Annotated in this window: 25 protein-coding genes; 6 read left to right on the top strand and 19 right to left on the bottom strand. The window is 46.0% G+C overall.

The window, feature by feature from the left end; all coding sequences use genetic code 11:
• Positions 1-37: 37 nt before the first annotated feature.
• The 8 genes from BW931_RS03655 to BW931_RS03620 all read right to left on the bottom strand — a co-directional run bounded on the left by BW931_RS03655 (position 38) and on the right by BW931_RS03620 (position 7,736).
• Complete coding sequence (locus tag BW931_RS03655) at positions 38-469, bottom strand: peptidylprolyl isomerase (RefSeq protein ID WP_008591312.1); 432 nt, start codon at positions 467-469, stop codon at positions 38-40.
• Entirely contained in the window at positions 450-1,775 is a 1,326-nt protein-coding gene (gene lysA, locus BW931_RS03650; protein ID WP_076570027.1) for a diaminopimelate decarboxylase, read from the bottom strand. Before lysA ends, BW931_RS03655 begins: the two co-directional genes overlap by 20 nt.
• A gap of 303 nt (positions 1,776-2,078) precedes the next feature.
• Entirely contained in the window at positions 2,079-3,380 is a 1,302-nt protein-coding gene (locus BW931_RS03645; protein WP_008591306.1) for a pyrimidine-nucleoside phosphorylase, read from the bottom strand.
• Positions 3,381-3,464: 84 nt separating this feature from the next.
• Positions 3,465-4,280, bottom strand: a complete 816-nt coding sequence (locus BW931_RS03640; RefSeq protein ID WP_008591303.1) for a purine-nucleoside phosphorylase — start codon at positions 4,278-4,280, stop codon at positions 3,465-3,467.
• Positions 4,281-4,297: 17 nt separating this feature from the next.
• Complete coding sequence (deoB, locus tag BW931_RS03635; RefSeq protein ID WP_076570024.1) at positions 4,298-5,476, bottom strand: phosphopentomutase; 1,179 nt, start codon at positions 5,474-5,476, stop codon at positions 4,298-4,300.
• A gap of 103 nt (positions 5,477-5,579) precedes the next feature.
• Entirely contained in the window at positions 5,580-6,467 is an 888-nt protein-coding gene (gene xerD, locus BW931_RS03630; protein WP_076570021.1) for a site-specific tyrosine recombinase XerD, read from the bottom strand.
• Positions 6,468-6,504: 37 nt separating this feature from the next.
• A complete protein-coding gene (gene fur / locus BW931_RS03625) occupies positions 6,505-6,969 on the bottom strand; it encodes a ferric iron uptake transcriptional regulator (protein WP_008591296.1) in 465 nt (154 codons plus the stop codon).
• 209 nt (positions 6,970-7,178) lie between these two features.
• Entirely contained in the window at positions 7,179-7,736 is a 558-nt protein-coding gene (locus BW931_RS03620; protein ID WP_076570018.1) for an NUDIX hydrolase, read from the bottom strand.
• A gap of 72 nt (positions 7,737-7,808) precedes the next feature.
• Here BW931_RS03620 and BW931_RS03615 point away from each other — a divergent pair, with 72 nt between their 5' ends.
• Positions 7,809-8,726 carry an aldo/keto reductase gene (locus tag BW931_RS03615; RefSeq protein WP_076570016.1) on the top strand — a complete coding sequence of 306 codons (918 nt, stop codon included), beginning with the start codon at positions 7,809-7,811 and terminating at the stop codon, positions 8,724-8,726.
• A gap of 80 nt (positions 8,727-8,806) precedes the next feature.
• On the opposite strand, the gene BW931_RS03610 is transcribed toward BW931_RS03615, so the two are convergent.
• The 3 genes from BW931_RS03610 to BW931_RS03600 all read right to left on the bottom strand — a co-directional run bounded on the left by BW931_RS03610 (position 8,807) and on the right by BW931_RS03600 (position 10,986).
• On the bottom strand, positions 8,807-9,145 hold the full coding sequence (locus BW931_RS03610; protein WP_076570014.1) for an iron-sulfur cluster biosynthesis family protein: 339 nt from the start codon (positions 9,143-9,145) through the stop codon (positions 8,807-8,809).
• Between the two features lie 103 nt (positions 9,146-9,248).
• Positions 9,249-10,031 carry an SDR family NAD(P)-dependent oxidoreductase gene (locus BW931_RS03605; protein ID WP_076570011.1) on the bottom strand — a complete coding sequence of 261 codons (783 nt, stop codon included), beginning with the start codon at positions 10,029-10,031 and terminating at the stop codon, positions 9,249-9,251.
• Entirely contained in the window at positions 10,018-10,986 is a 969-nt protein-coding gene (locus tag BW931_RS03600; RefSeq protein ID WP_084193843.1) for an MBL fold metallo-hydrolase, read from the bottom strand. Before BW931_RS03600 ends, BW931_RS03605 begins: the two co-directional genes overlap by 14 nt.
• A 191-nt stretch (positions 10,987-11,177) precedes the next feature.
• Between BW931_RS03600 and BW931_RS03595 the strand changes: the two genes are divergently transcribed.
• The 4 genes from BW931_RS03595 (at position 11,178) to BW931_RS03580 (ending at position 15,898) form a co-directional block, all read left to right on the top strand.
• A complete protein-coding gene (locus tag BW931_RS03595; protein ID WP_076570007.1) occupies positions 11,178-12,698 on the top strand; it encodes an AbgT family transporter in 1,521 nt (506 codons plus the stop codon).
• A gap of 109 nt (positions 12,699-12,807) precedes the next feature.
• Entirely contained in the window at positions 12,808-13,545 is a 738-nt protein-coding gene (locus tag BW931_RS03590; protein ID WP_076570005.1) for a glycerophosphodiester phosphodiesterase, read from the top strand.
• 4 nt (positions 13,546-13,549) lie between these two features.
• Entirely contained in the window at positions 13,550-14,482 is a 933-nt protein-coding gene (gene rnz, locus BW931_RS03585) for a ribonuclease Z (RefSeq protein ID WP_076570003.1), read from the top strand.
• A 60-nt stretch (positions 14,483-14,542) separates the two neighbouring features.
• On the top strand, positions 14,543-15,898 hold the full coding sequence (locus BW931_RS03580) for an aldehyde dehydrogenase (RefSeq protein ID WP_076570001.1): 1,356 nt from the start codon (positions 14,543-14,545) through the stop codon (positions 15,896-15,898).
• Here BW931_RS03580 and BW931_RS03575 read toward each other — a convergent pair.
• From BW931_RS03575 to BW931_RS03555, 5 genes are all read right to left on the bottom strand, one after another.
• Positions 15,895-17,124, bottom strand: coding sequence for a DNA polymerase IV (locus tag BW931_RS03575; protein WP_076569998.1), 1,230 nt, complete (start codon positions 17,122-17,124; stop codon positions 15,895-15,897). The two genes, BW931_RS03580 and BW931_RS03575, sit on opposite strands and share 4 nt — an antisense overlap.
• 83 nt (positions 17,125-17,207) lie before the next feature.
• A complete protein-coding gene (locus tag BW931_RS03570; RefSeq protein ID WP_076569996.1) occupies positions 17,208-18,326 on the bottom strand; it encodes a M20/M25/M40 family metallo-hydrolase in 1,119 nt (372 codons plus the stop codon).
• Between the two features lie 59 nt (positions 18,327-18,385).
• The gene (locus tag BW931_RS03565) at positions 18,386-19,933 is read right to left on the bottom strand and encodes an acyl-CoA carboxylase subunit beta (protein ID WP_076569993.1); all 1,548 of its coding nucleotides are present in this window, start codon (positions 19,931-19,933) and stop codon (positions 18,386-18,388) included.
• Positions 19,934-19,938: 5 nt separating this feature from the next.
• Positions 19,939-20,751 (bottom strand): methylmalonyl-CoA epimerase, encoded by an 813-nt coding sequence (mce, locus tag BW931_RS03560; protein WP_076569990.1) that lies wholly within the window; start codon positions 20,749-20,751, stop codon positions 19,939-19,941.
• A 15-nt stretch (positions 20,752-20,766) separates the two neighbouring features.
• A complete protein-coding gene (locus BW931_RS03555; protein WP_076569987.1) occupies positions 20,767-22,416 on the bottom strand; it encodes an acyl-CoA mutase large subunit family protein in 1,650 nt (549 codons plus the stop codon).
• Positions 22,417-22,570: 154 nt separating this feature from the next.
• Between BW931_RS03555 and prli42 the strand changes: the two genes are divergently transcribed.
• Entirely contained in the window at positions 22,571-22,687 is a 117-nt protein-coding gene (prli42, locus tag BW931_RS13460) for a stressosome-associated protein Prli42 (protein WP_233129772.1), read from the top strand.
• Positions 22,688-22,724: 37 nt separating this feature from the next.
• Here prli42 and BW931_RS03550 read toward each other — a convergent pair whose 3' ends face one another.
• The 3 genes from BW931_RS03550 to BW931_RS03540 form a co-directional block, all read right to left on the bottom strand.
• Positions 22,725-23,678, bottom strand: a complete 954-nt coding sequence (locus BW931_RS03550; RefSeq protein ID WP_076569986.1) for an aromatic acid exporter family protein — start codon at positions 23,676-23,678, stop codon at positions 22,725-22,727.
• A 60-nt stretch (positions 23,679-23,738) separates the two neighbouring features.
• On the bottom strand, positions 23,739-24,176 hold the full coding sequence (locus BW931_RS03545; RefSeq protein WP_076570207.1) for a BrxA/BrxB family bacilliredoxin: 438 nt from the start codon (positions 24,174-24,176) through the stop codon (positions 23,739-23,741).
• A gap of 85 nt (positions 24,177-24,261) precedes the next feature.
• Positions 24,262-25,545: a dihydrolipoamide acetyltransferase family protein gene (locus tag BW931_RS03540; RefSeq protein ID WP_076569984.1), complete on the bottom strand. Its 1,284-nt coding sequence runs from the start codon at positions 25,543-25,545 to the stop codon at positions 24,262-24,264.

Raw genomic sequence — 25,545 nt, 5'->3', positions numbered from 1 at the left:
TCAAAAATTATTCAAGCGGTTATAGCTTTACCGGCAGTCATTCGGAAACTCTGACCTCTTTCATTACGTCACCCTTATTAATGCGATCGACGAGCTCCACTCCTTCAACTACCTGACCGAAAACCGTGTGTTTTCCGTCGAGATGAGGCTGAGGACTATGACAGACGAAAAACTGACTGCCTCCTGTATCCTTTCCTGCGTGAGCCATGGACAGCGTGCCTCTCTGGTGCCGGTGAGGGTTGTCGTCTGTTTCACATTTGATAGTGTAACCAGGTCCGCCAGTTCCGTCTCCTCTCGGGCACCCTCCCTGGACTACGAAGTCAGGAATGACCCTGTGGAAAGTCAGACCGTCGTAGAACTTACTGTTTGCAAGGCTTTTGAAATTCTCCACTGTACCGGGAGCATCTTCTTCATAAAGTTCCAGAACCATGCGTTCGCCATTTTCAAATTCAATATAACCGTTTTTCATCAGTATCTCCTCCTGTTTTAAAATTCAGATCAAATCTCGTAACCTCATCGAAGGACTCCCGTCTGATCACCAGCTGATGAGAGCCGTTCTCTACGAATACGACAGCCGCTTTCGGAAATCGATTGTAGTTATTCGACATAGAATAGCCGTAAGCCCCGGTACTGAATACTGCCAACGTGTCACCGGGCGTAATATCAGGAAGTGTCGCATCCCATATCAGCATGTCCCCGGACTCACAGCACTTACCCGCTATGGCATACGTACGCCTCTCTTCCTCATTCATCCGTTCTGCTGCTTTAATGTCGTACCTGGCATCATAAAGAGCGGGGCGTATATTATCGGTCATACCTCCATCCACCGACAGATAGGTACGCACACCTTCGATTTCTTTTACTGAACCTGCTTCGTAAAGTGTTAATCCGGCATCACCCACTATCGCTCTTCCGGGTTCAATCCAGATCTCGGGCATGGGATAATTCTGTTTCTCCGATTGAAACTTCACTTCGCTCATAAGAGCCCGGGCATACTCATTGAGGCTAAGCGGATCATCCTCCTCCGTATAGCGGATTCCGAATCCTCCCCCCAGATTAAGCACTTTCGCTTCAAAGCTATATTCTTCTTTCCACTTCTTCATTATATCAAACAGTTTCCTTGTGGCCATCAAAAACCCGCTCGTTTCAAAAATTTGCGAACCGATGTGGCAATGCAGGCCGATGACATTCATTCCGGGTGATTCCAGGAGAGAGGCAAAGGCCCGGTCCGCCTGCCCACTCGTTAAATCAAAACCGAATTTGGAATCTTCCTGTCCTGTTAAAATGTAATCGTGCGTGTGCGCTTCTATACCTGGTGTCACTCTGAGGAGTACGTCCATCGTTGTATTTTCTTCCTCAAGAATTTCTTCAAGCAAAGCTATCTCATAGAAGTTATCTACTACAATACACCCAATTTTAGCGTCCACGGCCATTTTTAATTCTGCTCTGCTTTTATTATTCCCGTGCATGTGTATTTTTTTCACCGGAAAACCTGCTTCGAGAGCAGTATAAAGCTCCCCCTCGGAAACTACATCCAGACTCAGCTTTTCTTCATCCGCCACCTGGATCATGGCGACGGATGAGAATGCTTTGCTGGCATAAGCTACCTGGGCCGGGATACCTTCCTGTTCAAACGTTTCTACAAAAGCTCTTGCATTCTGTCTTATCCTTCCTACGTCATAAACATAAAGAGGGGTCCCGTATTCCTTTTTCAACGTGGAAACATCCACCCCTCCTATTTCAAGTATTCCTGCCGTATTTGTGGAATGTTCCAATTACACCCGTCCTTCCGTTAAGTACACCTGCAATTTCTCAGACAGAGCTGCACCTTCAAAAAATATAAGGAATGCTGCAACCAAGTTATTTCAATACAAATAATATTGTAAATTTATCATAATCTTTTTACACCTACAACATATTAAGTCCGGTACCGGAGGCCAGGAGTTTACAAAATCTGATAAAAATCGTCGCCTTCACCGCTGATTATATTGGGTCATAAAAAGCGGATAATGATAAGGAAAGGCTGCCGAAATAGTTTTCGACAGCCTTTCCGGGCAGCATTCACCCACATAACCGTACTACTTGATGATATTATGAAGAAGGGTTGGAGCTTCTTTTTTGTCGGAAGTAATGGTGTAAGCTTTCTTCACTTTCTCCACTGAATCTTCCGGTTCTTTCATATTACTGTGGAGAACAACGAGAGGCTCTCCTTCTTCCACTTTATCGCCGATTTTCTTCTTGAGGGTGATGCCGACACTGTGATCGATCTTATCGTCTTTCGTCTGACGGCCTGCGCCGAGATACATCGCTGCTACTCCGATGGATTCCGCATCAATCTCATTTACATACCCGCCAGTTTCAGCCGGTACCTCCACATGATATTCAGCCTGTGGTAACTTACTCAAATCATCAATCATTTCCCCGGCCCCGTGCTGGGCTTCGATGAATTCTTTCAGTTTTGCGTGCGCTTTTCCGTTTGATATGTTTTCCTCAAGCGCCTCTCTTGCAGCTTCCGGTTTATCGAAAGCCCCTGCCAGGACACTCATCTGGGAAGCAATCTCAAGCGAAAGTTCACGAAGGTCCTTCACATCGCTCCCCTTAAGAATTTCAGCCGCTTCTTTTATCTCATTTGCGTTTCCGACCTCAAAACCCAGTGGCTGGTTCATGTCACTGATAACAGCTACTGTATTTTTACCGAGTTCATTACCGATGGTGACCATTTCTCTGGCAAGCGCTTCAGAGTCTTCCAGTGTTTTCATAAATGCACCGGAACCCGTTTTCACATCAAGTACAATACTGTCCGCGCCCGAAGCCAGCTTTTTACTCATGATGGAACTTGCAATCAGGGAAAGGGCGTTCACCGTACCGGTCACATCCCTCAGGGCGTACAATTTCTTGTCCGCCGGAGCCAGATTCCCCGTCTGGCCGGCCACCGCCAGCTTATGGGTGTTTACATTTCTGACAAATTCCTCTTTGGTTATTTCAGTAGTGAATCCCTCTATCGCTTCTAACTTGTCAATTGTTCCTCCGGTATGACCGAGACCACGACCGGACATTTTTGCTACAGGAATTCCGAGGGAAGCGACCAGCGGGCCTATAATAAAAGTGACTTTATCTCCCACTCCGCCTGTGGAGTGTTTATCGACAATGTGACCTTCAATGTCGCTCAGGTCTATTTTTTCGCCTGAATCTACCATTGCCTGGGTCAATGCCGCCGTTTCTTTTCCGTTCATTCCCTGAAAATAAATCGCCATAGCCAGAGCCGAAGCCTGGTAATCAGGGATTTCTCCGTTCGTGTACCCGTTTATGAAAAATCTGATTTCCTCTTCATTCAGAATATTACCTTCTCTTTTTTTCACGATAATGTCATACATTCTCATTAAGAGTCACCTTCCTGTGGGTCACTTCTCCGCACGTGTAGCCGAGAAATTATATTTTCATTTTTTGCTTCCGAAAGGGAATTATTATACAGCTTTCACGACCGCCTTAACGAAACTGAGAAAGTCTTCCCTCACTCTTGCAGTCGTCTCTATCACTTCATCGTGAGTCAGGGGCTGATCCAGAATGCCTGCAGCCATATTTGATATACACGAAATACCGAGAACTCTGAGACCTGCGTGGTTCGCTGCTATAACTTCCGGCACAGTCGACATGCCGACCGCATCCCCGCCGAGCGTTCTGAGCATACGTATTTCGGCAGCCGTTTCGTACACGGGACCGGTATTGCCGACATATACCCCCTGCTCCACTTTCAGTCCAAGGGCGTCCGCCTTATTTTGTGCCGTCTCAATAAGGGTTCTGTTATAGGCTTCCGACATGTCCGGAAATCTGACCCCCATCGAATCATCGTTCGGACCTATTAGCGGGTTGTCCCCCATCTGGTTGATGTGATCTTTTATGATCATGAGCTGCCCCGGTTCATAACTTTCGTTGATACCACCGGCGGCGTTCGTAACGAACAGATCCGAAATACCGAGTGATTTCATGACCCTTACAGGGAACGTCACTTCTTTCATCGTATAACCTTCATAATAGTGGAAACGTCCCTGCATGGCGATCACCTGTTTACCTTCAAGTTCACCGATAACCAATTGGCCTTTATGACCGGAGACGGTCGATTCCGGGAAATGTGGTACGTCTTTATAAGGAATAGTAACAGGATTCGTGATTTCATCGGCAAGCACTCCGAGGCCGGAACCGAGAATCAGACCGACCGCCGGTGTCTTATCCAGCTTCCCTTCAATAAAAGCTGCCGCTTCTTTAACTGCTTCAGTATTCATTAAATTACCTCCATATTTTAAAGAATGTTTTTCAGGAAACTTTTTCCGTACTCCGGCATTTTCACAGAGAAGTTCTCAGCTACCGTTGCTCCGATATCAGCAAAAGTCTGGCGCTGATCCATCTCCTGACCGTTTTTCACATTATTGTGATAAACGATAAGAGGAACCAATTCTCTCGTATGGTCAGTGCCGTGATGGACAGGGTCATTTCCGTGATCCGCTGTAATTATAAGAAGATCGTCATCGTTCATTTTTTCAAGTACTGTCGGCAGGCGCTCATCGAACGCTTCAAGCGCTTTGCCGTAACCGACAGGATCTCTGCGGTGACCGAATTTTGCATCGAAGTCCACGAGGTTAAGGAAATTAAGACCTTCAAAATCTTCATCCATAGATTTTATGAACTTGTCCATTCCATCATCATTGTCGTCGGTCCGGATCGCTTCTGTGACACCTTCTCCGTCGTAAATATCCGAAATTTTACCCAGAGCCACGACGTCATAATCTTCATCCTTCAAGTGGTTCATCACTGTGCGTCCGAAGGGTTTCAATGCGTAATCGTGACGATTTGACGTCCTTTCAAATTCCCCGGGTTTCCCTACGAACGGACGGGCAATCACTCTTCCTACCATGTACTTTTCATCACGTGTGATTTCCCTTGTGAATTCACAGATTTCATAAAGTTCTTCCGGAGGAATGACATCTTCATGGGCAGCTATCTGGATAACGGAATCCGCAGACGTGTACACAATCAAATCACCGGTTTCCATATGGTGCTCTCCCAGCTCTTTAATTATTTCCGTTCCGGAAGCAGGTTTATTCCCTACAATTCCACGACCCGTTTTCTCTTTAATCTGATCCAGAAGTTCATCCGGGAAGCCCTCAGGGAAAGTACGGAAAGGTTTATCAATATAGAGCCCCATTATCTCCCAGTGGCCTGTCATCGTATCTTTTCCATTGGAAGCTTCCATCATCGTCGTATAATGAGCTTTAGGCTGATCAGCTTTATCTATACCCGGTATTTCTCTGATGTTACTTAATCCGAGCTGACCGATATTAGGCATTTTCAGTCCGTTCATTTTTTCGGCTATATGACCGAGCGTATCTGCACCTTCATCATTGAACTGAGGAGCATCCGGCGCCTCTCCAATACCTACTGAATCCATTACTATTAAAAACACTCTTTTGAATTTATTCATAATTGATACCTCCTGCTAATTTTGTTTCCCGTCTTTTCCGGAGAATAAGCATAAATATGTTGTAAGATGTCAGACAACAGAACCTGTAAGTTAATTGTATCAGTTAAGCCCTGGGATGGAAAGTACGGTACACGTCCTGTAGTCTCGTTTTCGTAACGTGAGTATATATTTGCGTCGTGGAAATGTCTGCATGCCCAAGCATCTCCTGAACCGCACGAAGATCCGCACCATTCTCCAGCAGATGAGTAGCGAACGAATGCCGTAATGTGTGAGGAGTAATCTCATTGTTCACCCCTACGTCCTTAGCAACCGCTTTCAATATTTTCCAGAAGCCCTGCCGAGAAAGTGCGTTTCCGTGGTGGTTAACAAACAATTCTTCCGTTTTCTTCTTTTTAACGAGCGCCTGACGTGGTCCCTGTAAGTATTCTTCCACAGCTTCCCGGGCCATATCCCCAAGCGGGACAATCCTCTCTTTTTCACCTTTCCCGAGACAGCGGACGAATCCCATGGTCAAATGAAGATCGGAGACCTTCAGGGAAACAAGCTCCGAGACCCGCAACCCTGTAGCATAAAGCATTTCGAGCATAGCTTTATTTCTGGCATCGAGAGAATTAGTCACCGTCAGGTTCAATAATTTTTCTACATCTTGATTGGAAAGTATTTTGGGAAGTTTTCTTTCTTTCTTCGGTGTTTCTATATGTAAACTTGGATCTTTATCCACTTTCTTTTCACGGACAAGAAACTGATGGTACAGACGTATGGAAGAGAGAAGTCTGGCAATGGTGGAGGGACTTCTCCCTTTATCATTCAGCGTATAAAGGTACTGCATGATATGATGCCTCGTAACCTGATTGAAATCAGTGACCGCCTCTCTTTCCTTCAAATAGGAGAGGTACTGTTTCAAATCTCTTTTGTAGGACTGCACTGTGTTGTCAGACAGCCCCCTTTCAACTGTTAAGTAATGGAGAAAATCGTTGAAATCGTCCCACATGGCTGAAACTCCTCTTCCGATTTATAGTGCAATGCCCTCAATTGGACACGCTGTTAGTAACAGTGATTTCCTGACAAACTTTACATATACCATGAAAAGTGAGGCGATGATCCTTCACCTGGAACTTCCAGTCACTCTCCACGACTTTCTCGACTTCTTCAAGTAAGTCCTCTTCGATTTCCTCGACAGAACCGCACTCGGTACAGACAAGGTGGTGGTGGAAATGTTCCGCTCCTTCTTTTCTTAAATCATATCTCGAAACTCCATCACCAAAGTTGATTTTATCAACCACTTTCAATTCCGAAAGTAACTCCAGAGTCCGGTATACGGTGGCCAGCCCTATTTCGGGGGCTTTCTCTTTCACGAGCAGATAAACATCCTCAGCACTCAGATGATCCGCTTCGTTCTCCAGCAGAACACGGACGGTAGCTTCACGTTGAGGCGTCAATTTATAACTTTGGGAGTGTAATTGTTTTTTGATTCTTTCTAATCGATGTTCCATACAACCGCCCCTCTTTCTTATTTCAATTTAATTATAGCAAAGTCGTTCTCAGTGTCAAATTAAAATAATTCTTATCTGTTATTGATAATCATTTTAATATAACAGATACTGATTATCACGCATTCTCACTGAGCACGTAAGGCCGGGGCAAAAGATCACAGAGGACGTGAACCGTCATACGACCCATCTTCATCTTTACTCTGAAAGATTCAGTCCCCTTCAGGAAACAGAAAGAGCTTGGCATAGAGTAAAGCATAAGAGGTTTTGGCATCGTGGATGATTTTCTCTTCTTCCTGCCGGAATGCCTCCCCAAGAGTCAACTCTTCCACGGTTACGAATTCATCGTCATCTCCCTCTACATTATCGGACAATTTCCAGGGATCCTCGGCCAGATAAAGATAAACCAGTTCGTCCGCGAAACCCGGGGATGTATAGAAGGAATTGATCAATTTCAGATTCCCGCTGGAATACCCCGTTTCCTCCTCCAGTTCACGGATTGCCGTATGTTCGGGATCTTCCCCTTTTTCAAGCTTGCCCGCAGGAATCTCAAGCAGGGATTTCTCAAGCGGTTTCCTGTACTGTTTAACCATGACTATTTTCCCCTCTCCGGTAACCGCCAGAACTGCCACCGCCCCCGGATGATTGACAATCTCACGTTTTGATTGGTTACCGTCGGGTAATTGTACCGTGTCCACCTTTACATCAATTATTTTTCCTTTGTATATTTCTTCTGTGGAGATCGTATTCTCTTTGAAATCTTCCTTCATCATTTATCACCTCTAAGTTTTCAGCTATTATAAGTTTAGGGGAAATCTACTATACAGGAAAGGATGAAATTCATGCAGAAAAGACAAATCGGTTCGTCCGATCTTCATATTTCAGAATTGGGACTCGGATGTATGTCCATCGGTACCGAAGAGAATAAAGCGAAAGACATTATCACTGCAGCTCTTGATAACGGAGTGAATTATCTCGACACGGCAGACTTATACTCCTTCGGGGAAAACGAAAAGATGGTAGGTAAGGCCGTTCAGGGTAAAAGAGATCAGGTCGTAATCGGATCGAAAGTCGGCAACGATTTCGACAAGGAAAAAGGTACGTGGGAATGGAATCCTTCCCCACAGCACATTAAAGAAGGGCTGAAAGACAGTCTTCACCGTATGAACCTCGAATACATCGATTTGTATCAGCTCCATGGTGGAACGATCGACGATTCCGCAGATGAAATCATCGATACATTTGAAGATTTAAAACAGGAAGGACTTATCCGGGAATACGGCATATCCTCTATCCGTCCGAATGTAATCAAGCAGTATTTGGAGCGTTCCTCCATCGTGTCCGTTATGATGCAGTACAGTCTTCTGGACCGCAGACCTGAAGAATTATTTCCACTGTTAGATGAGTATAACGTTTCCGTGCTGGCGCGCGGTCCTCTGGCAAAAGGAATGCTTTCCGGCAGCGCCGGAGAAGTTGTGCAAAGTAAAGGGAAAGAAGGCTTTCTCGAGTACAGCTATGAAGAGCTGAAACAGTTCACGGAACAATGGAGTCAACTGGCCGGTACTGAGGAAAATGCTAAAAGCTTTCAGTATATACTGAATAACAGAACAGTAGCCAGCTGTATCTTCGGAGCGAGCACTCCCGCTCAGGTGGAAGAAAATATACAGTCGTATGAAAAGGCGGATCCGCTGCAGGAATATCTGTACCAACAGATGCAGTCGATCAGTAAACCGCTCCAATATAAAAATCACAGATACTAAAAAGAGCTGCCGCACTGCGGCAGCTTTCTTATTCTCACATTCCGGCCGCGAGCCGGCTCTGATACCCCGAAGCTGATTTATTAGAGAACTTCCGCTTTTTCTTTTACCTGTTTTACAGAAATGACAGGATTCAGTATTCCTTCATCACTTTTAAGACGAAATGCTCCCTTGAATACTTCCACAGTCATATTCTTCCGGAAAAACAAAGACTGTTCTCTGTTCATAACGACAGTGTATCTGTCGCTTTCCACGTGCATATCCGCAGGGTCAGTTTTATCATCCAGTCTCATCAGCGGCACTCCATTTACCCCACATCCGCAATCGTCCGTATCATACTCGAGTCTGAGGACTGATCTTCCCGAATCTTCTATTAATCCATCAAGAAGCTTCCCGGCTTCATCCGTGAATTGAATATGCATAACATCCTCCCCTTTCCCTTCAATTATAATATGCTGCCCGCGTTTTGTAATGTTTTTCAACTTCAGGTGTGCACTACCCCGGGGCATCAGGAGAACATTATCATCACTTTTTATGGAACTGGGCGGAGAACACTTTTTCTATAGTAGAAGGCATAAGCTGATAAAGTTTACTTGCTCCTTCCATCCATCCCGGGGCGTTAATCTCTCTCCTGTAAGAGATGAAAGTATGCACCATTTTAGCGGCGATTCTGTTAGGGTTGAGCATAATTTTCCCGACAGAAATGCGATAATCTCCGGTCGGATCGGCCCGGTCGAAAAAGCTGGTGTCCACTGGTCCCGGATTCACTCCGGTTACACTAATGCCATCGACTTCCATACGCAGAGAATTAGTGAAACCCACAACTGCATGCTTCGTCGCTGTATAAACTGCGGCTTTCGGCGTAGCTATCTTTCCGGACTGCGAAGCGACATTAACAATATGACCGGCGTTACTTTCGAGTAAGGGTAAAAGTTCTTTAGTTATATGAATCAGAGCAGTTACATTCAGCTGGATCATCATATCGCTTTTCGACCAGGGCTCGGACTGAAGCTGTTCAAAACTTCCGAAACCCGCATTGTTTATGAGACCGGATAAATCTTTGTGGTTTTCTTTAACATATTCGATGAGTTCCTTTCTGTCAGCTTCCCGGCCCAGGTCCCCCGTGTGAATGTAAGGTTTTATTCCATAAGACTCTTCTATAAATCGGGAGATCAATTCGAGTCTCCGACCGTCCCTGGCCGCAAGGATGGGAATCGCCCCCTCCTCAGCAAGATGCAGTGCAGTAAACATGCCGATCCCTCTGGAAGCTCCGGTTACTAATACTTTTCTGTTGTTAAGACTTTTCACTGATGAAATAAAAATCCACTCCTTTTGAACTTTCCCTGTAGATTTTCCCACGTTCTTCGAGAAAATCCAACTGTCCGACAGTTTCCGACATAGTCAGCGGGTACTGCTTTTTGTATTGTCGCGGAAACAGCTTCCGGCTTATATCAAAAGAATGCGAAGGTTGTTCCTCTATAATGGAGTAGACTTTGTCTGCGCGTTCCTCCTGCTGGGAAAGTCTTTTCCCTATGATTTCTTCAACATTGTTAAAACGGGGTCCATGGCCGGGCATTACTTCCTTTACATTGTAACGGAATAACTTCTTAAGAGAGTCCCGGTACTGAATCAGAGGTCTGGCCCTTTCGTTCCCGTGGAAAGGAGGCTCAATGATAGGGTTCGGCGAAATGTGATACAGGAGATGGTCTCCACCTATCATTACCCCGTCCTCCTTGCTGAATAAAGAAATGTGACTTTGGGCGTGGCCTGGGGTCTCTATCACTTCCCAGTCAGAATGGCCGGGAATCGTCTCGCCTTCTTTCAAAGTACCGGTAAGGGTGAACACCGGAAACTCCTTCAGCTTTTCAGGAGCTTCCCCGAGCTTATCAATCAGTGATTCCGGTACTCCGTTCTTCCGATAGAATTCTTCGAAAAAAGATACGTACCTGGAAGAGAACCGGTCGTCCCTGTCTATCCAGGGGAATGCCGCCCGATGCGCAAGACATTGTTTCACGTTAGGAAGATACTCCACGAGCCCGACATGATCGGGATGGTGGTGAGTGAGAACTACCTGACGGATATCTTCAGGTCGCAGATTATAGACGGCAAGCTGGTTTTTGAAAGCTTCCCACGCTTCATCGGAACGGACGCCGGCATCGATCAGGGTAATGGGCTCCCCTTTCAGGACGTATAAATGTACGTCTCCTACAGCGTAGGGGGTAGGTACGGTAATCGTATATAGACTGTCTTTTATAGTTTTCAATATGTAACCTCCGATACGTAATGAATGGTTATTCATTATTATAGCACGTCTTACAAATTATTTTTCAATTTTCTTTGTTTTGATAATAATCTTCCTAGTTAGACTTTTAGCAAAAGACTTTCTTTCGGACCACTCGTTTACTATACTTTCTCAAGTATATACAGCATTACAGTAAAGAAAGGAAGTCAGCTATGGAAAGAACTTCTAAAAAAGGGTTTTTGATGAAAACTCTTGACTGGATTGAAAAAATAGGGAACAAATTGCCGCATCCCATTACATTGTTTGCAATATTCGCTTTGCTTGTAGTGGTGCTTTCAGCAATATTATCTGCTATAAACGTACAGGTACAGGACCCGGCCACCGGAGAAAATCTGGAAGTGGTCAACCTTCTCTCCGCTTCGGGTGTCCAGTACATGTTCGAATCAATGGTAGAAAACTTCGTCGGTTTCGCTCCGCTCGGAACCGTCCTGGTAACAATGCTCGGTATTGGTGTCGCGGAACGCTCCGGACTTATAAGTGCTATGCTGCGGGGTCTCGTGACTTCGGTTCCGCAGTCCCTTCTTACGGCGGCTCTCGTTTTCGCCGGAATTATGTCCAGTATGGCCTCCGACGCCGGTTACGTTGTTTTGACGCCACTCGGAGCCGTTCTATTCGCAGGGCTCGGCAGACATCCGTTAGCCGGTCTCGCTGCTGCATTCGCAGGTGTGTCTGCCGGTTACAGTGCCAATCTGTTTCTGACTTCCCTCGACCCGTTACTCGCCGACCTGACGATTCAGGCGGCCCAGACGATCGATCCGGCTTATGCAGAATCCATTTTATATACGATGAACTACTACTTTATGATCGCTTCTGTATTTGTGCTTACCATAGTAGGTACTCTCATTACCGATAAACTGGTCGAGCCGCGCCTTGGGTCTTTTTCCGGGCCTTCGGATGATGAAATAAACTATTTGACGAACAATGAGAAAAAAGGATTGTGGGGAGCACTCGCTGCTCTAATTATTACGGTCGGGCTCTTATCTCTGCTCATTCTCCCGAGCTGGGGACCGCTGCGTAACCCTGACGAATTTCTTGCTTCTCCATTTTTCCAAAGTCTCGTTCCTGTCATTCTCATCTTGTTTTTTATTCCGGGATTTGTTTACGGAAAAATGACGGGCGCAATTAAAAACGATAAAGATGTGGCCAATCAGCTTTCGGAAACGATGGCTACGATGGGAATGTACATCGTCCTTGCATTTACGGCAGGACAGTTCGTAGCTTACTTTAACCATACAAACATGGGTAAAGTGCTCGCTGTAACAGGAGCTGACTTCCTTGATTCCATCGGTTTCACAGGTTTAGGACTGATCGTCGCCTTCATCATCGTTGCGGCTGTCATCAACCTGTTCATCGGTAGCTCTTCCGCCAAATGGGCGATTATGGCACCGGTATTCGTGCCGTTGATGATGCAGCTCGGTTATTCACCGGAATTGACTACTCTTGCCTACCGTATAGCGGATTCGACAACTAATATCATTTCACCGCTGATGCCGTATTTTGCCATTGTTATCGCTTTTGCCCAAAAATACGACAAAAATGTAGGAATCGGTACGTTGATCGCCACTATGCTTCCTTATTCTATCGGTTTTTTCATCATCTGGATTATCATGCTTTTCGTATGGATGGCGTTCGGATGGCCGATCGGTCCGGGAGCCGGTTTCTTTTATCAATAGTACTGCAGATAAGCTGCCTCTTATATGGAAGAGGCAGCTTTTTCTTTTATGTAAAATAGGAACGTGGTAAGATTCTAGTATTGAGATTACTGGAATAGGAGTGGACGTTATGCAGACACAGATTTTCGCGCATCGGGGAGCCAGCAGGTATGCTCCCGAGAACACGATGCCCGCTTTCAGACTCGCACTGCATATGCAGGCTGAGGGAGTGGAGACGGATGTGCAGTTGACCAGGGATCAGATTCCTGTGTTAATTCATGATGAGAACGTAAAGCGCACTACGGACGGTTCAGGTTTCGTCCAGGACTATACCTTCCAGGAACTGCGTTCACTTGATGCCGGAAGCTGGTTCTCCAAAGAATACGAAGGGACGCACATCCCCTCTCTTGAAGAACTTCTTCAGTGGGTCGCACCACGTCCATTATTTCTTCACCTAGAATTAAAAACGGATAAAATCTCTTACAAACATATAGAAAAAATCGTCTATGATCTTTTGCAGAAATATAACGTAATGGAGAGAACCACTCTTTCAAGCTTCAACGAAGACACTCTGAAGAATGTCAAAGAGCTCAACTCTTCAATCGACACAGCTTTTCTTACATCAACGAAAATGAGGAAGATGCTTTCATATCTCTCCTCCATCCCGGCAGACGGGTTACACGTAAAACATACGATACTGAACAGAAAACTGGCTTCCCGTTGCATAAAAAACCAGATACCACTCAGAGTATACACGGTGAACAGACCCGCTCATTTAAGGAAATGTTATCATCTGAAATGTTCCGGTATCTTCACCGACGTCCCTGATATCGCATGGAGCATAAGAAAAGCTGTAGAGGAGAGTTGATAGGATGGAACTATATTTTCTCGGTACCGGGAGCGGCGTCCCCTCCAAAGAAAGAAATGTCTCCTCCCTGGTGCTCCGTCTGATCGAAGAGACGGGGAAAAGCTGGATGTTCGACTGCGGCGAAGGGACTCAGCATCAAATATTGGACTCGCCTGTAAAAGCACGGAGAATCGAAAAAGTTTTTATTACACACCTGCATGGAGATCATATTTACGGGCTGCCCGGATTTCTCAGCAGCAGATCTTTCCAGGGAGGCACAGAACCTCTTACCGTCTACGGCCCGGAAGGATTACAGGAATTCGTCGAATCCGCTCTGCGCATCAGCGGAACCCACCTGACTTACGACCTGCATTTCCGGACGATAGAAGAGGGTTTCAGAGAAGAAAATGAGCAGTTTGAAATCAGTGCCCATCTGCTTGAGCACGGCTTACCCTCGTATGGATTTTTCATAAAAGAAAAACCGAAACCGGGAGCATTACAGAAAGAAAAACTTGAAGCGATGGGGATTCGGCCGGGTCCGGTTTACCAGACCATCAAAAATCAGGAAACGACTATACTGGAAAACGGCACAGTCGTTCAGAGATCAGACGTACTCAGTGCCCCAAAGCCTGGAAGGTCCGTCGCCATCCTTGGCGACACGCGATTCAGAGAGCGTCACATGGAATGGATCAAAGGAGCGGATGTTCTTATTCATGAAGGGACATTCGAAGGAAAAGAAAGCCGGATGGCTTATGATTATTATCACTCTACTGTCGTCCAGGCAGCTGAAACAGCTGCTCAGTCAGGGGTGGATACGCTATATATCAACCATCTCTCCTCCCGTTACCAGAGAGAGGATATAGTCAGGTTACTTACGGAAGCCCGCGAAGTGTTCCCGGATACATTCATCGTCCATGATCACTTCCACACGAGTGTGGTAAGAAAAGAAAGACAATAGTGTAACTGCTGCTTATTCAGGGAAAAGAAACGGAACCGTATTTACTAAGGAGGAAACCTTATGGAAATCGTCACCCGTCAGAAACAGTGGTTCAAAAACGGATACACCCAAAGCTATGATTTCAGAAAACAGCAGCTGCTGAAAATGAAAAGAATGCTTCAAACTTTTGAAGCACCTCTATTGAAAGCTTTGCAGTACGATCTCAATAAATCGGAATTCGAAGCTTACACTACGGAAATAGCTTTTCTTAATGCAGAAATACAGGAACAGCTGTCTCATTTAAAAAAACGCATGACTCCGGAAAAAGTGAAGGCTCCCCTGTCTCATACAGGCACACAAAACTATATCAGAAAAGAGCCCTACGGCAGCGTCCTGATTATAGCACCATGGAACTACCCGCTCCAGCTTGCTATAGCTCCAGCTATCGGTGCAATAGCCGCCGGAAATACGGCCGTTCTCAAACCATCGGAAATGACACCCACGGTTTCCTGGGTAATTAGACGTATGATCGAGGAATTCTTCCCTGAACACGTGCTTAAGGTGGTCGAAGGCGGTAAGGAGATCACCCAGCAGCTATTATCCGAGCCGTTCGATTACATCTTTTTTACCGGAAGCGAACATGTGGGTAAAATTGTTATGCAGAAAGCATCCGAACAGCTTATTCCGGTAACGCTTGAGCTTGGTGGCAAAAGTCCGGCAATCGTCCACAAAGATGCGAACGTTCCGGTAGCAGCAAGGAGAATCGCCTGGGGGAAACTGATCAACGCCGGCCAGACTTGTATCGCCCCGGATCACGTATATGTTCACGAGGACATAAAAGAAGCCTTCATCAGGGAATATAAAGCGGCCGTTCAACTTCTCTATGGTAAAGAACCTTTAAAAAACGATGATTTCGTTAAAATCGTAAGCAAGGATCACTTCGACCGTATTAAGAGCTATCTGCCCGACGGGAACATTGCATTAGGTGGCGAAACTGACGAGAAAAATAATAAAATCGCCCCTGCCGTCCTGACAGAAGTAACAGAGAAGGATCCGGTTATGCAGGAAGAGATATTCGGTCCCATACTGCCGGTTCTTGGATACAGGGAGTTGAAGGAAGCAGTGGAAACGATCAGCGAAAAACCGGATCCGCTTGCTTTGTATTATTTCGGCGAGGACGAAAAGTCCCAGGAATTTGTCACAACCTCTCTTTCTTTCGGAGGAGGCTGCATCAATGATACGCTTTATCATATCATTAATCCTCATCTCCCGTTCGGCGGTGTCGGTACCAGCGGGATGGGCAGCTATCACGGCAAATTCAGCTTTGAAACATTCACTCACAAGAAGTCGATTACGAAACAGAACACGAAGTTCGACCCGTCATTCAGGTACAAGCGGGATAAAAACAGCCTTAAAATTATAAAACGTATTCTTTAATCACCATCCAGAAAGTCCTTTTGAAAACTTGTTCGGATGGAGGGGAGCGGCATTTTTGAACTTTTGAAAACGTCGCTCCCGTATTTTTCTTTAAGTTCTTCAATCGTTTTATATAAAGGTTCCTTCTCCGCCACCCGTTCATAAGTGAACAGGTTGAGCTGTTCGACCGCTTCATTCGTTTCAACCAGCTCGGACATGGTAATTCCAAGAAGGCGTATCGGCTGCTGAGTCCAGTGTTCCTCAAATAAATCGACAGCTTCCCGGGATATGATTTCCCGGCTGTTCGTATTGTTATGAAGGAGCCTCGTCCTCGTTACTGTCTTCCTGTTGTTATAACGGATCATTATCTGCAGCTGCTGTCCTACCACTTCTTTTCTCTTCATCCTTCCTTCCACTTTTTCGGCGAGTTCCCTGAACGTACGGTAAACCTCCGTTTCCTCCGCCGTGTCCTCTGCAAGTGTCGTCGAAGCACCTATACTTTTAAATGAATGAATCGCTTCAGGATCCACTTCCCTTTCGTCAAACCCGTTAGCCCGCTGATGAAGCTTGCTTCCGTTAACACCAAGAAGATTTTTCAGTTCGTATTCTTTCCGGTTGGCCAGGTCACCGATCGTGCGTACGTCGATCTTTTTCAGTTTTTCTGCCGTTTTCTCCCCTACTCCATGCATGTCACGTACGGGCAGAGGCCAGAGTTTCTTCGGGATATCCCGTTTTCTCAGAATTGTACACCCCATCGGTTTTTTCATGTCGGAAGCCATCTTGGCGAGAAACTTATTGGGGGCGATCCCGATACTGCAGGGTACCTTAAGATCTGCGAATATTCTCTTCTGAAGTTCTTCCGCAAGTTCCGGAGGATGGCGGTCAGCCAGGTCCGATATATCCATATACCCTTCATCAATTGATACAGGCTGCACCAGTTCCGTAACTTCTCTCAATATGGCAAATAACTGTTTCGACACTTCTCTGTAGCGGTCAAAATTCGGCCTGCGAATGAGAAGAGAAGGACACAGTTTTCTTGCTTCTCCTACGAGCATCGTCGTCTTCACGCCATATTTCCTGGCTTCATAACTGCTTGTGACGATCACCCCTTTTCTTTCTTCGGGGTTTCCGGCGATAGCTAAAGGCTTTCCCTGAAGTTCCGGGTAATCCGCCATCTCTACCGAAGCATAGAAGCTGTTCATATCAATGTGTAGAATAACTCTCGGTTGCCGGTTTTTGTTATCCATTCGGAATCACCTTTCGAACGCTTGTTTCCCTATATTATATCAATGATCATTTCAAAAAAGAAGAGCCGTGCTTTATGCACGGCTCATATCTCTTCCATAATTGCCAGGACAAATTCCGATACCTTAACGAGATCTTCCACAGCAATTCTTTCATTCGTCGTATGAATATTTTCATAGCCTACTGCCAGGTTTACTGTAGGAATACCGTAACTTGAGATTACGTTAGCATCACTGCCGCCTCCGCTTTTAAGCAGCCGGCTTTCGCGCCCGATTTTTTCAGCTGCACTTCTGGCGACCTCCACTACCTGATCCCCTTCTTTCTGTTTGTATCCCGGATACATGACTTGTACTTCGCAAACTGCTTCTCCGCCCAGCTCAGCGGCAGCCTGATCGAAAGCCTCCGTCATCCGTTTTACCTGCTCCTGCATTTTGTCAGGATTCAATGACCGTGCTTCAGCCAGGACTGCCACGTGGTCACACACCACATTCGTCTGCTGTCCGCCTTCGAAACTGCCGATATTGGCCGTCGTCTCCTCATCGATTCTTCCAAGGGGCATATTCGCTATAGCTTTTGATGCAATCGTAATTGCGGAGACACCCTCCTCGGGTGCTACGCCGGCATGGGCCTTTTTCCCTTTTACGGTAGCCGAAATCTTGGCCTGAGTCGGAGCTGCAACGATGATATCTCCTACTGTACCGTCGCTGTCCACAGCATAACCGTATGCAGCCTTCAGTTTGGAGTGATCGAGATGTCTCGCACCGACGAGTCCGCTTTCTTCTCCGGCAGTGATAACGAATTGGATCGTGCCATGCGGAACACCGGATGCTTTGAAAACGCGGGCTGCTTCAAATATCGCTGCCACTCCTGCCTTATCATCGGCTCCAAGAATGGTCTCCTCCCCCGAAACGATGTAGCCGTCCTCTACCCTCGGCTGAATGTTCTTTCCGGGCAGTACCGTGTCCATGTGTACGGTGAAATAGACCGGATCTTTCGAAGGATCATTTCCTTCAAGAGTAGCAATAAGATTGCCTGCTCCGTGTCCCGTCGCTGCCTTCGAATCATCTTCCTCCACGTTAAACCCTATTTCCTGAAGTTTCGTTGTCAGTACTCTGGATATTTCTTCTTCATTCTTAGTCTCGGAATCGATTTGCACAAGTTCCATAAACTCTTCCAGAAGACGTTCTCTATTCACTGAACTCAATTTATTTTCCTCCTTGCTTTCCTGCAGTGATTCTGTCTATACGATAAACATCCCTAACTTCACAGAGGTATGTTCCCGTGTTTCTTATCCGGTCGTTTTTCTTCTTTGTTACGAAGCATTCTGAGTGACTGTTTCAGCTTTATACGCGTTTCTCTCGGATCTATTACGTCATCTACCATACCGAGGCCGGCAGCGACATAAGGGTTGGCGAACCGTTCCCTATACTCATCAATTTTCTCCTGACGGGTCTGCTCCGGATTATCACTCTGGTTGATTTCTTTAGCGTATATAATATTCGCAGCGCCCTCCGGCCCCATTACTGCTATCTCGGCATTAGGCCAGGCAAAAACGATGTCGGCACCGATGGATTTACTGTTAAGTGCTACATACGCCCCGCCGTAAGCTTTTCTTGTAATTACCGTCAGTTTCGGCACCGTCGCTTCCGAATAGGCATATAATATTTTAGCCCCGTGACGGATTATCCCTCCATGCTCCTGTTTGATACCCGGGAAAAATCCGGTAACGTCCTCGAAAGTAACGAGAGGGATATTAAAGGAGTCACACATCCGGATAAACCTTGCTGCCTTATCACTGGAATCGATATCCAGCCCGCCGGCCATGTACTTCGGCTGGTTTGCAATAATACCTGCAGTCTGTCCATCGATTCTTGCGAAACCGACTACTACGTTTTTCGCGAAACTGGCATGGATTTCGAAAAATGATTCTTCGTCAACGATATGGTCAATCAATTTTCTCACGTCATAAGGACGGGAGGAATTGAAAGGCACAAAATCTGTAATGTCCGGAAGGAAATCTTCTTTTTCCTCTTTTTCATTTTCAATAAAAGGCGGCTTCTCTTTATAGTTGTCCGGAAGATATAGAAGCAGATTTCTTACAGCATCAAGAGCTTCTTCTTCGGTGGAAGCTTGCACATGGGCGTTTCCGCTGGTAGAGTTATGTACCCGGGCACCTCCCAGATCTTCCGGAGAAATCTTTTCGCCAGTGACGGTTTCGATAACTTTCGGCCCCGTTATAAACATCTGGGAACTCTCTTCGACCATAACGACAAAGTCCGTAATTGCCGGAGAATATACAGCTCCGCCGGCACATGGCCCGAGAATGACAGAAATCTGAGGAATGACTCCCGAATAGATGGAGTTCCGGTAAAATACATGACCGTACCCATCCAGCGATGAAACACCCTCCTGTATTCTGGCTCCCCCGGAATCGTTAAGACCGATGAACGGAACTCCGTTTTTAGCAGCCAGGTCCATTACTGACGCGATCTTTTTCCCGTGCATTTCACCGAGTGCTCCTCCGTAAACAGTGAAATCCTGAGCGAACAGATATATGCCCCGGCCATTGATTGTGCCATACCCGGTAACTACACCTTCTCCGGGCGCATCTTTCACTCCTGCATCGTGATGACGGTGCTGTATGAAAGGGTTGAGTTCCATGAACGACCCTTCATCCACAAGGTAGTCGATACGCTCGCGCGCTGTTTTCTTGCCCTTATCATGCTGCTTGGCTATTTTTTCATCTCCGCCTCCGAGTTCCGTCTCCCGCCTTTTATCATAAAGTTCATTGATTTTATCGAACATATCCATAACAACTAACCCTCCTGTTTTTCTTCGCAAAGTTCATATAGTACACCCTGCCCTGCTTTTGGATGAAGGAAGGCGATACGACTGTCGTGCGCACCCTGTTTCGGAGTTTCATTCAGCATACTTATTCCCTGTTCCTTAAATAAACTGATTCTTTTCTCGATATCGTCAACGTCAAGAGCGATATGGTGGATTCCTTCTCCTTTTTTATCTATAAATTTCTGGATCGGAGAATCCTCATCCATCGGCTCCAGCAGTTCAATCCTTGTATCGCCGATCGGGAAAAACGCTACTTTCACTTTTTCCTCCTCCACCGTTTCCACCGATTCAAGGGGAAGCCCGAGGCTGTGCTGATAGAATGGGATTGCCTGCTCCAGATGCTGAACCGCTATTCCGATATGCGATATTTTGTTTGGAGGCGGCGTCTCTTTCCCCTGTACCAGCTGTTTAATGAAAGTAGCAGTATCAGACATAGCTGTACCGCTGGTGAATATCTTCCTTACTCCTTTTTCTTCCAGGTAAGGGATATCTTCTGTCGGAATAACTCCTCCGCCAATCACAGGTATATCTTCCGCATTATTCGCTCTCAACGCTTCCACTACTTTCGGAAACAGGGTTTTATGTGCTCCGGAAAGAGAGGAAAGACCAATAACGTTAACGTCCTCCTGGATGGCAGCCTGTGCTATCTGTTCCGGCGACTGGCGTAATCCGGTGTAAATCACCTCCATGCCTGCATCTCTAAGTCCCTGTGCAATAATAAGTGCTCCACGATCGTGGCCGTCAAGACCGGGCTTGGCAATCAATACTCTGATAGGTTCCATCTCAGTTCATCCTTCCTACATTACTGTATATTCCCCAAATTCATCTCTCAGTACGTTAGCTATTTCTCCGACGGTCGCATACACTTTCACGGCCTCCACTATAAAAGGCATCAAATTCTCATTATTTACAGCCGCTTCTCTCAATTTCTTAAGAGAGTCAGTAACAGCGTCAGCGTCCCGGTTCTCTCTGATCCGCTGTGTTGCTTCCACCTGATTTTTCTCGAGCTTCTCATCTACACGCAGAAGCTCCGGCTCCACTTCTTCATCAATCGTAAACTCATTCACCCCTACGATGACATCTTCGCCTTTTTCGATATCTTTCTGTGTTTCATAAGCGGTCTGATGGATTTCTCTTTGCATATAACCTGCTTCCACCGCCTTTACGGCTCCTCCGAATTCATCAATCCGTTTAATATACTCGTTCGCTTTCTCTTCTATCTCATCAGTAAGGGACTCCACAAAATACGAACCTGCGAGTGGGTCCACCGTTTCGGTAACGCCGCTTTCATGAGCCAGAATCTGCTGGGTCCGGAGAGCGATTCTCGCAGAATCCTCGGTAGGAAGTGCGAGAGCCTCATCTTTCGAGTTCGTGTGCAGACTCTGTGTTCCTCCCATTATGGCGGCAAGAGCCTGTACAGTAACTCTTACTATGTTGTTATCCGGCTGCTGGGCCGTCAGCGTGCTTCCTCCGGTCTGCGTATGGAAACGCATCTTCCAGCTTTTCGGATCCTGGGCGTTATATTTTTCTTTCATGATTTTCGCCCACATTCTTCTGGCAGCTCTGTATTTTGCAGCCTCTTCGAAAAACTGGTTATGGGCATTAAAGAAAAATGCGAGCCTTGGAGCAAACTGGTCTATTTCCAGCCCCGCTGCAAGTGCGGCATCTACGTAAGCCATTCCGTTAGCAAGTGTAAATGCCACTTCCTGTACTGCTGTAGCTCCGGCTTCTCTTATATGGTAGCCCGATATACTGATCGTGTTGAATTTAGGCAGGTTCTCCTGACAATAGGAAAATATATCCGTTATAATTCGCATGGATGATTCGGGAGGATAAATATATGTCCCTCTTGCTATGTATTCTTTAAGTATATCATTCTGAATAGTTCCTGTAAGTTTTTCCTTGGCAACTCCCTGTTTCTCGCCTACTGCAATATACATCGCCAGGAGGATGGAGGCGGGAGCGTTAATAGTCATAGAAGTACTCACTTTGTTCAGCGGTATTTCGGCGAATAACTGTTCCATATCCTCGAGGGAATCTATGGCGACCCCCACCTTCCCGACCTCGCCTTCTGCCATGGGATCGTCCGAATCATAACCTATCTGGGTAGGCAGGTCGAAAGCGACGGAGAGTCCGGTCTGCCCCTGATCAAGAAGATATCTGAAACGTTCATTTGTTTCCTTCGCAGAACCGAATCCGGCGTATTGACGCATGGTCCAGTGCCTGCTGCGGTACATCGTCGGCTGTATCCCTCTCGTATAGGGATAGGCACCCGGAAAGCCCAGTTTCTCCAGATAGCCGTCTTCGGGTTTTTCGGGTTCATACAGTCTATGTACAGGAATGCCCGAACTGGTTTCAAAAGGTTCTTTTCTTTCTGGAAACTTCTGCAGAGTTTTATCGACATTCTGCTTCCATTTATTCTTTTGATTCTCATAGGACCCACTCATAATATTCCTCCTTAATAACTTACTATATTAACATAATAACAATAAAGCGCTTACTTTGTACAAGTTTTATTACCCGGGTTTTCCACTCCCTTGTCTTCTTTCAAAATCTTGTGTAAAATACGATTAGCATATGTAAGTGAAGGAGGTACCGCACTTGGCCGAGCACAGAAAACCGTCGAAACGGGAGAAGCGTATGAAAGTCGTTATATATCTTATGATTTTTTCCATGCTGTTGTCTTCCCTATTAATGGGAGCCAGTTATTTTTTATAATCAGCAGAGAAAGCAGTCGTCCGAAACGACTGCTTTTTTAAATGTCGCTTCTCTTGAAGGAACGTTTAATGATCAGGTAATCCTCGAGTTCGTTCAACAGTTGATAGAGACTCGCCCTGCTTTCGAATTCTTCGCGTGACTCGGGCAGCGGCTCCTCTTTAAAGTAGTTACGTAATTCCTCCAGCTTTCTCAAGTACAGGACAGCCGTATTCCCGGGATGGACTGCTCCCGATAAATCTTCAAAAAGATCCCCGATTTTACTTGCATATTCATCGTACTGGGAAATTCTCGTTACAAGCGGGAGCATCTGCTCCAGCAGTTCAAACTGTTTCGTCCTCATATGGAAATAATGATAATAAGGGTGGTGCGGTTTAAGCAGACGATTCTCCACCTGTTTGTAGGCCAGCGCCTTCGCTTCCTCCAGCAATTCGGCAGTTCTGGTCAGTTCTTCTCCCGCCCAGGCATATTTCTCCTCCTTCAGATAAAGGGAAATTTCCTTCAGTATCGAAGAGAAACAGTCTTCCACATCCATCTGATATTCCTCAAGGCTGCGTTCAAGGTTCGGCATATATATATTAAGTATTAAAGCTATTCCTATACCGATTACAATCAGTAAAAATTCATTCCACACGATTGAGAGATCGATTTTCCCGAACGTATACAAATGGAGAACGATTACAGAACTCGTAATAATCCCGGGTGTTATCTTCAGCCGAACCGTAGTAGGTATAAACACGAGGAGCATAACTCCGATAGCAAGTGGAGTGAAGCCCATCAGCCCTTCGAAAAATATAAATGAGTAAAGAATCGCAAGCATACAGGCAGCAAACCTGTGCCATGCAGATAGAAGAGATCTTTTCCTCGTAACCTGAATACATAAAATCGTCACGATACCTGCCGAAGCGAAATTATCCAGCTCCAGCAACTGCGCCATCCATATGGCCAAAGGTGTACCAAGAGCAGTTTTAATAGTTCTGGATCCTATCCTCATATTGTTAAACCCTTTCATAGAAAAAGAGTCTTTGCAGCCAAAGACTCTTTTTCTTTCCGATTACATTTCTTCACAGTAAGTATCGAAATCTTTCTGAAGTTTGTTGATAACCTCCATCGGTTCAAACCCTTCGATGTCATGACGCTCCACCATGGTCTGGATTTTTCCATCTTTTAAAAGGGCAAAAGACGGCGAGGAAGGCGGGTACCCTTCAAAGTATTCTCTGGCTTTCTCTGTAGCTTCTCTGTCCTGTCCTGCGAAAACCGTCACAAGCTGGTCCGGTCGTTTATCATAATGAATCGCATTTCTCGCAGCAGGTCTTGCAATACCTCCGGCACAGCCGCAGACCGAATTAACCATAACAAGCGTCGTTCCGTTCTTTTTCAGAGCTTCGTCCACTTCTTCCGGGGTCGTAAGTTCTTCGTATCCGGATTCTACAATTTCGTTTCTTGCTTTTGTTACTACATCATCCATATATAAATTGAAATCCATATCAATCGCTCCTTTACGTAGTGTTAAACACATTCTACCAACCAGAGCAGTAACTTTCAATTAAGAGATAGTTTACATAACATTGCTACGGTTAATAAACTGAATCATTTTCATCCATATTTTCAAGTATCTCTTTTACTTTTTGCAGGAAGTTCCCCGCAATCAGTCCGTCCAGAACGCGGTGATCCAGAGATAAACAGAGGTTCACCATATCTCTCGGTCCGAACATTCCATCCATGTACACAGGTTTTTTAACAATCGATTCCACCTGAAGAATGGCTGCCTGAGGATGATTAATTACCCCCATGGACTGTACGGAACCGAAAGAACCGGTGTTATTGACGGTGAATGTGCCGCCCTGCATATCTTCTGTAGTCAGCTTACCTTTTCTTGCTTTTGCTGCAAGGTCGGTAATGTTTCTTGCGATACCTTTCACACTCAGTTCGTCCGCATGTTTGATGACAGGTACGAACAGCTCATTTTCCTTAGCAACCGCAATGTTCAGGTTGATATTTTTTTTCTGGATAATTTTATCTCCGGCCCACTGGCTGTTCAGTTCGGGATATTCCTTGAGTGCCTGAGCAACCGCCTTTACGAAGAAGGAGAAATAAGTAAGGCTGTATCCTTCCTGTTTTTTGAAGGCCTCTTTGTTCTTCTCCCTGAGTTTCACGAGATTCGTCACGTCCACTTCGACCATCATCCAGGCATGTGGTATTTCAGTAGTGGAAGTGACCATATTGGACGCGATAGCTTTGCGGACCCCTGTAACAGGAATTTCTTTATCGCCCGCATCGGAAGAGACTTCGGTCACTGGGGCTTTTTTCTTACGGCTTTCCGTTGCTTTCGCCTCCCCGGCCGGCTGTTTCGTTTCTTTTTGTGCCTTGGAAGCTCCGCCTTCAGTCTGGTATTTCTCTACGTCTTTTCTTGTAATACGGCCGTCTTTACCGCTTCCCGGCACGTCTTCAAGGTCGATACCATATTGGGATGCAAGAGTAAGCACCGCCGGTGAGTACCTCGGTTTAGCCGCAGCTGTTTCTTTATTAGACTCTGCTTCCGCTTTCCCGGAAGCTGTTTCTTCCTGTTTGTCTGATTCATCCGTCCCGGAATCAGCTTCAGAGCCGTTCCCGGATGCATCTTCTGTTTCTATATAACAAATGAGCTCTCCGACTTCTATAGTCTCTCCCTCATCAGCCTGTAATTCCGTAATGGTACCTGTAAAAGAAGAAGGGACTTCCGCGTTGACCTTGTCCGTCATAACTTCTGCAATCGGATCGTATTTCTCCACTGTATCCCCGGGCTTTACAAGCCACGTACTGATTGTACCTTCCGTTACGCTTTCCCCAAGCTGGGGCATGTTTATCTTTTCAATTGCCAT

This window comes from Salimicrobium salexigens (genome assembly GCF_900156705.1).
Taxonomy (GTDB): Bacteria; Bacillota; Bacilli; order Bacillales; family Halobacillaceae; genus Salimicrobium; species Salimicrobium album.
The sequence above is the reverse complement of the archived record's forward strand: the minus strand, read 5'-3'. Positions and strand labels throughout refer to the sequence as shown.